General features: G+C 65.9%; 7 protein-coding genes. 1 reads left to right on the top strand and 6 read right to left on the bottom strand.

What is annotated here, in order from left to right; genetic code table 11:
• The 6 genes from RKP46_RS05625 to RKP46_RS05600 all read right to left on the bottom strand — a co-directional run.
• The coding region (locus RKP46_RS05625; RefSeq protein WP_311105724.1) for an NAD(P)-binding domain-containing protein at window positions 1-68 on the bottom strand (68 nt) is incomplete at its 3' end.
• A gap of 132 nt (window positions 69-200) precedes the next feature.
• Window positions 201-614, bottom strand: coding sequence for a secondary thiamine-phosphate synthase enzyme YjbQ (locus RKP46_RS05620; RefSeq protein WP_311105722.1), 414 nt, complete (start codon window positions 612-614; stop codon window positions 201-203).
• A 74-nt stretch (window positions 615-688) separates the two neighbouring features.
• On the bottom strand, window positions 689-3,913 hold the full coding sequence (locus RKP46_RS05615) for a BTAD domain-containing putative transcriptional regulator (RefSeq protein WP_311105721.1): 3,225 nt from the start codon (window positions 3,911-3,913) through the stop codon (window positions 689-691).
• Between the two features lie 218 nt (window positions 3,914-4,131).
• Window positions 4,132-4,812: an SOS response-associated peptidase gene (locus RKP46_RS05610; protein WP_311105720.1), complete on the bottom strand. Its 681-nt coding sequence runs from the start codon at window positions 4,810-4,812 to the stop codon at window positions 4,132-4,134.
• A 358-nt stretch (window positions 4,813-5,170) separates the two neighbouring features.
• A complete protein-coding gene (locus RKP46_RS05605; RefSeq protein ID WP_311105723.1) occupies window positions 5,171-5,656 on the bottom strand; it encodes a DoxX family protein in 486 nt (161 codons plus the stop codon).
• 69 nt (window positions 5,657-5,725) lie between these two features.
• Window positions 5,726-6,355, bottom strand: a complete 630-nt coding sequence (locus RKP46_RS05600) for an NADPH-dependent F420 reductase (protein WP_311105719.1) — start codon at window positions 6,353-6,355, stop codon at window positions 5,726-5,728.
• Window positions 6,356-6,469: 114 nt separating this feature from the next.
• Here RKP46_RS05600 and RKP46_RS05595 point away from each other — a divergent pair.
• A partial coding sequence (locus tag RKP46_RS05595) for a LysR family transcriptional regulator (protein ID WP_311105718.1) occupies window positions 6,470-7,226 on the top strand: 757 nt, incomplete at its 3' end.

The following is a 7,226-nucleotide window of genomic DNA, read 5'->3' as shown; positions in this document are numbered from 1 at the left end:
CCGCCGCGCAGCAGGTTCAGCGCCATCGGACGCCCCATGATGCCGAGACCGATGAATCCGATTCTCATTGCCTTTTCCTTTCCGCTCGCCAGACTTTTGAATCGGTCAGTTTAGCAGGAAGACGCGGCGGGCAAGCGCGGGCGACCAGCGAAATGGCGACGCGCAGCACCGCCGATGCGCCGGCTGCGCGTCGAGCGCACTCAGCCGACGACCGTGACGATGATCTGCCGCCGGTGCGGCGAGGTGCGGTGCTCCCAGAGATAGATCCCCTGCCAGGTTCCCAGACGCAGATCGCGATTGGCGACCGGCACGCTCAGCCCCGCACCCGCGACAATGTTGCGTCCGTGCGCCGCCATGTCGTCGTCTCCCTCCATGTCGTGCCGGTACGCCGGATCGCCGTCCGGAGCCCAGCGCGCGGCCAGCGTTTCGAGGTCGCGGCGCACCGAAGGGTCGGCGTTTTCGGTCAGGATCACCGAGCAACTGGTGTGCAGCACGAAGACGTTCGCCAGGCCGATCTCGACGCCCGACAAGCGCACGATGCGTGCCACTTCGGCGGTGATTTCAAGCGTTCCGCGGCCGCGACTGTGCACGTCGATCGTCTGTTGGTAAACCATGGCCACTCCTCATCTTCTTCGCCCGCGCAGTGTAGCCAATCGTCGCGCGCGCCGCAAAGCACATGCTGCCGCGCTCAAGCGCTGTTGCTGGCGGCGGCATCGTCGTCGCGCGCGTCAAGGATCGCGCGGCGAATCGCCTCGGTCTCGCTCGTCGGGGCAACCCCAAGGACGGTCGCCAGCATCGTCCGGCAGCGACCATACACCTGCAGCACCGCGGCGCCTTCACCCTGCGCAGACAAGCAGCGCATCAGCCGACGGTAACCTTCCTCCGCCAGCGGATCGACCTCGATCACCTCGTACAACAGACGTACCGCCTGCGCCATCTCCTGACGTTCGACGGCCGCCTGGGCGAGCGCCGTCAACAGCGACGCCCAGCGTCGGCGCAAGCGCTCACGCAGCGCCAGGTTCCACGGCTGATCGCGCTCGCGCGCCAGGAAGTCGCCCCGGTAGAGCTGGCGTAAGCGATCGACCGCCCGATCGAGCGCCGGCTCGGCGGGCGTGCTCGCCGCCATCTGCTCGGTCTCGCCGAGCAGCCGCTCGAAGGCCCAGCAATCGACCCAGCAATAGCGCTCGTCAAGGCTGACCCGGCGGCCCTCGATGCGAATCGCCTCGCTGTGGCGCAGCAGCTTGCGCAGCCGCGCGAGCGCGACATCGAAAGCGCCGCGGCTTTCGGCATCCGGCCACAGCGCATCGGCCAGGCGGTCAACGACGATGCCGCGACCACCGCCGCCAATGATCGCCTGCAGCAGCTCGAGCGCCTTCTGCTGCCCGGCGCCGGTAATCACACCCTCATCGACGACCAGGCTGAAACGGCCAAAGGTGTAGATGCGGATCGGCCACGGCCAGACCTCGACGGTGACATCCGGAGCGGCGAGCCGCCGCCGACCGATCAGGCGGCGCACGTAGTCCACCTCGATCCCGCGCCCCAGCGCCCAGGCGCACAGGCGCGCGACGGCAGGTGGATCAAAGGTGTGATGATTGACGTAGTCGTTCCTCGCCCCATTCGCCAGAGCGCGGCGCAGCGCGTGCGCGGCACGTTCGTCGTCGCCATCATCGAGCGCCCACTCGGCGGCGAACAGGTCGGCCTGAAAGGTCAGCAGATCGCTGCGGATCGCGCGACCGATCCGGCGGCCCTTACGCAGCCAAGCCCAGGCCGCTTCCAGACGCCCCAGCCCGCGCAAGCTCGACGCCATGTTCAATGCGTTCAACGCCGACTGGTGTGGGCCACCGAACTCGTTGGCAATGGCCCGGACCAATTCGGCGTGTTGCAGCGCCTGCGCGAAGTCGCGCGCGAGCAGGCTGGCCACGCAGCGCAAGTAATGGTAGTGCGCGACATCGATCTGGCGGCGATGATCGAGGCACTTGCGCGCCCGTTCGAGGGCAGCCTGCCCGGCAGCCAGGCAGCCGTCGTCGAGCGCCGAGTACGCTTCCAGCGCGGCGAGCAGAAAGTCCCAGACGCGCAGCCCGTGTTCGCGTGCCAGGCGGCTGCCGCGCGCGGCAGCCTCAGCGCCTTCACGCATGGCCCCGACACTCCAGCACTGCATGCTGCGCAGGGCCCACAGCAAAGTCTCGGCCACCGGCGCAAGTGCGCTTCCCGCCGGCGGCTCGATCACCCGCATGACGTGTTCGATGGCGCGATGCCGACCCACCACCGCGTTATAGTAGAGCACCAGGTTGCAGCCGAGCAGGATGCGTGTGTTGACCTCGGGCGTCGCTTCGATCACCGCCAGCAGCTCGCCGGCGACCGCCTCGATCGACGGATCGTGTGCACGACGAAAGGCGAGCCCACCGAAAAGCGCCGCCGTGAATCGTCCGTAGAGGTAGCCGGGTGGGGAACCAAAGCAGCGACGCAAGCGTTCGGCATCGTCCAGCCAGCGATCGAGCTGCCGGAAGTTGGCCCAGGCGAGACAGATCAGTTCGACGTTGGCCGTCCAGGCAAGGTAAAGTCCGTCGCCCGTACCGGTCGCGTCAAACTGGCGGTAAGCGCGCTCGAGATGGCCGGACGCAGCCGGCGGATCGAACGGTGCCAGCGCGATTCCCCGCCAGTAAGTCAACCACGGATCGCCGAAACGTTCGCCGGGCAGCGCATCGAGCCAGACGCTCAAGGTTCGTTGGCGGCCGCGCGCGACGAGACCTTCGGCTGCCCCGAGAATGAGCATGCGCAGTTCGTCCCAGCGTTCTCCAGCGATCAGCAGATCGGCTGCCGCGTCGAGTTCGCCGGCCGCCACCAGAAGCGCCACCGCCGCGCTGGCCAGCGCGTAGCGATCGTCGGCGGAAAGATCGTTCTGTGCACGCAGGCGCAGGAACTCGCGCAGCAGCGGATGAAACTCGTAGTGGATCAGCGCCCCGCTGCCATGGCACGAGGTGAACAAATGGTCTGCGTGCATTCGTTCCAGGACACGCAGCGCGTCGTCGCCGGCAATCGACCGCGCCATCGCCGGCGTAATGCGCGGCAAGGGCGCCAGTCTGAGCAGAACTCGCCGCACCTGTGGCGGCTGGCGGTCGAAGGCCTCGCTGGCGAAATAGTCGAAGAGCGCGCGTTGGGTGGCGACGACCGCGCGCGGCAAGCTCGGCGCGTCCAGCCGGCCCACTTCCGCGAGCAGGCGGATGCCAGCCGGCCACCCGGCGGCAAGCTGATGGATCTGCCGCATCTGCTCGGCCTGGCGCGGCGGTCGCGAGTGAGCGATCAACCGTTGGACCGTGATCGATTCGTCCTCGCTGAACAACAGTTCGTCGCCCGGCAGCAGCCTCAGCCCGCCGTTCGCCAGCAGGCGCGAGAACGGCGCTGGCGGCCGCGTGCGGCTGGCGATCAGGCAACGGGTATCGGCCGGCGCTGCGCGCAAGGCTATTTCCAGCAGCTTCCGGAAGGCGCTCGCGCCAAGCGCCTGGTGGGCATTGTCCAAGACAACCAGGCAGCCTGGGGGAAGCGCGGCGTAGAAGGCAACCAGGAAGCGGCGCAGAAAACGGTTGACCTTGTCGGTCTGCACCGGATCGAGCATGGGCAAGGCACCCGCCGGCGCACCGCTCAACTGCAGCGCGGCGCGCTGCAGTCCGTCGCAGCAGACGACCGGATCGACGTCGCCGCGATCGACGTCGTACCAGAGGACCGGCCGTGCGCGCGCCTCGACATAGCTCGCGACGAGCGCCGTCTTGCCGGCTCCCGGTCCGCCGGCGATCCACACCGAACCTTCTTCGAGCAGATCGTCGAGCCGCCGCCACAAACGCTGGCGCGGCAACAGACGCGCCCCGCGCGGGCGGCTCCACTTGGCTACTGCTGCTTGTCTCTCCTCCCCCGCCATGACGACCCTGTCGCTTGTCCGTCGCGCCTCTCGCACGACCATACTGCCTACTATATCAGTACAAAACGACACCTGTCCACTTAATCACTGTGGACTATCAAACGAGTGAACAACGCGCTGCCGAGCACAGCCCGCGCAGCGGACGGGCGTCGTTTACGCGCAATCGCTGCGCTCGCGGCTTGCGCCAAGCCCTGATCGCCGGCCGTGCGCGCTGCGCGTCATATCGCCTCGATCAGCGCCGCCGACTCGGCGCGCGAGGAATTGACCGCGCGGCAAACCGGATGGGCGAGCATGCCGTCGGCGACTGCCGGCCGCAGTAATGCGCGCAAACCCTCGACGTCCCGGTTGTCCGGGTCAAGCCACGCGGCATGCTCGGCGGCGCCCAGAATGACCGGCATGCGCTGATGAATCGGCAGCACCAGCGCGTTCGCGCTGGTCGTGATGATGCAGCAGGTGCTGATCTCTTCGCCCGTTGGCGAGCGCCAGCGCTCGCACAGCCCGGCAAACGCAAACAAATCTCCGGCCGCGCGCGGACGGATGAAGTGGGGCTGCCTGATCGTGCGCCCGCCTGCGCAGCCCGCCGTCCACTCGTAGAAGCCGTTCGCCGGGACGATGCAGCGCGCACGGCGAAACGCCGCACGGAACGCCGGCTTGTCGCTGACCGTCTCGCCGCGCGCGTTGATCAGCCGGGCACCGATGCTGGCGTCCTGCGCCCACGACGGAATCAGCCCCCAGCGAAGAAGCCTGGCCGAGCGCCCGCCTGGCGTCGCAGACTCGACGACGAGAACCTCGGTACCCGGCGCAATGTTGTAACGCGGCGCGAAGTCGAATCCCGGATCGAGGTCGAACTGCTCGCGCAGCCGCGAAGTCGGACCGTAAAGCGCGTAGCGGCCACACATCTCAATTCAGCTCCTGAACGATCCGCCCCTGAAGCATCCCCCAGGCTCGTGGACACCAGTGGGCCAGCAGCGGTTTGGCCATTTGATTCATCGCCGGCATCGCCGCGAGATGAGCAGACACAGTGTAGCCCGTCGCCCGGTTTGTGCGCCAGACAACGGCTGAGGCGAAATATTCGAGCACACCCGACGCCCGCCGTAAAGCGAGCACCAACTCTTCGCGCGCGACGACGGAAGACCAGCCACGCCTGCCGGGGGCGGCTTGCAGCGCGCCTGGGGATGAGTCGCAACCTTGGGAAATCCGGTAGTCGATCCATTCGCCAGAGATGAGCGCGCTGATCCCCAGTTTGCGGTTCTCGACTTACTCGGTTTGCGGACCCAATGCCCGATCCAGGGACAAGCGGCCGGCGCCCGAGAACACCAATCCGACGCTGATCGCGAGCAATGCCAAGCCGAACTCATAGCCGTCGTTGGCCATGAAGAGGCCCTTTTCCAGATGCACGGTGGCGATGGCGACCGCCATAGTGAACGCGAGCACCAGCGCTGAAGGCCGCACCAGAAGGCCGAGAAGCAATGCCAGGCCACCGAAGAACTCGGCGCTGCCGGCCAGCAAGGCCATCAGGTAACCTGGTGCAAGGCCGATGCTCTCCATCCATTGGCCAGTCCCTTCCAGGCCGTAGCCCCCGAACAGACCGAAGAGCTTTTGCGCGCCGTGCGCAGCGAAGATGACGCCGGCTGCGATGCGCAAAACCAGTGGTGCGACGCTGTTATCGGTGGCCAGCAAGCGCTGCAAGAAAGCGCTATCGGAGGATGCCTTGAAAACGAGGGTGTTCGAAGAAGTCGACATAGTCTTTCCTTGGTTGAGATTCACGATCGGTTCGAAGTCGTTGTCATGGGAATGTTTGAGCTCAGGCGCTCAACGCTGGTGAATCCAAGTGGGAGCGATGCCGGTGCCGAGCCCTGCGCCGTAGCCCAGAAAGATGTTCAACCCCGCCAGCGGCTCCAGATAACGGGCGTTCCTCAGGCCACCCGCGTCCAGAGTAGCAAACCCCATGGATTCGGCCAGTGACTTCGCTGTCTGCTTGGCCCGATCACTGTCACTGGCCAGGAATACCGTGACTTTCTGACCGGCGCCAAAATCGGCCCCTTCGGCCAACACCTGGGCAAACACCGTGTTGAAGCCTTTGACGACCTCGGCTTCGGGCACAGCGCGAGCAATCTCTTCGCCCGCCGACGTGCTGTGCCCCAGAGTCAAGCCCATGTAGTCGGGCGTGAGCGGGTTGCTGATGTCGATGACGATCTTGCCCGACAGGTCACCCACGCTGCGCAGGGCGGCCACCGCCTCCTCGTAAGGCGTCGCCAGGAAGACGACCTCCCCTTCTTGGGCGGCTCCTTCCAGGGCGACAGCGTTGGCACCATGCTGCCACGCCAGCGCATGGGCCTTGGCCCGGTCGCGGCCAGCGACGGCAACTTGGTGACCCGCAGCGGCGAGCTGTTTGACGAAGCCAGCGCCCATGTTGCCGGTACCGATGACGAGAACTTGCATGATCTTTCCTTTCAGTGGTTGGACCCGCGGTGCGGGCATGGACCGAACTGTATTCAAGTCGATTGCAAAGATAAATCGCCATCTCATAGACAAACTGTTTAATATTTCGGAACAATGGACAAATACCAGGAAATGCGCGTCTTCGCCGCTGTCGTGGAGGCCTCCAGCTTCGCTGCTGCGGCGGACAGCCTCGGCATGTCCAAGGCCGCTGTTTCGCGCCATGTCTCAGAACTGGAACAACGCCTGGGCGTGCGGCTCATGCACCGCACCACCCGCAAGCTGTCGCTGACCCCTGAAGGCGGAGTCTTTCTTGCGCGCTGCCGAGACATCCTGTCGAGCATCGAAGCCTCCGAGGCCGAAATCTCGACGCACAGCGTGACAGTCGGCGGGCTGCTCAAGCTCAGCGTCCCGGTCAGCTTTGGCATCCGGCACCTGGCACCGCTGTGGCATGAATTTCTTGCCCTGCACCCGCAGGTGAGTCTGGACGTGCAACTGGCCGACCGCGTCATCGATCTCATCGATGAAGGCTTTGACCTGGCCATTCGTATCGCCCGATTGCCAGACTCCACCCTGATCTCGCGCCAAATCGCATCGACCAGAATGGTGTTGTGCGCCGCACCTGGCTACCTGAGGCGCCGGGGCGCGCCCAAGCATCCGACTGATCTGGCCGAGCACGACGTGCTGGGCTACAGCCTGTTGGCCACCGGTGATCAGTGGCAGTTCGCGGGGCCCCACGGCCCGATCAGCATCAAGGTACGACCACGAATGTGGTCGAACAACGGCGACACCTGCATTGCCGCTTGCCTGCACGGAGCGGGCATTCAGTTGCAGCCAACCTTTCTGATCGACAGCGAACTCCGCGCAGGAGATC

It is taken from the genome of Accumulibacter sp. (genome assembly GCF_031732815.1).
In the GTDB taxonomy this organism is placed as follows: Bacteria; Pseudomonadota; Gammaproteobacteria; order Burkholderiales; family Rhodocyclaceae; genus Accumulibacter.
The sequence above is the reverse complement of the archived record's forward strand: the minus strand, read 5'-3'. Positions and strand labels throughout refer to the sequence as shown.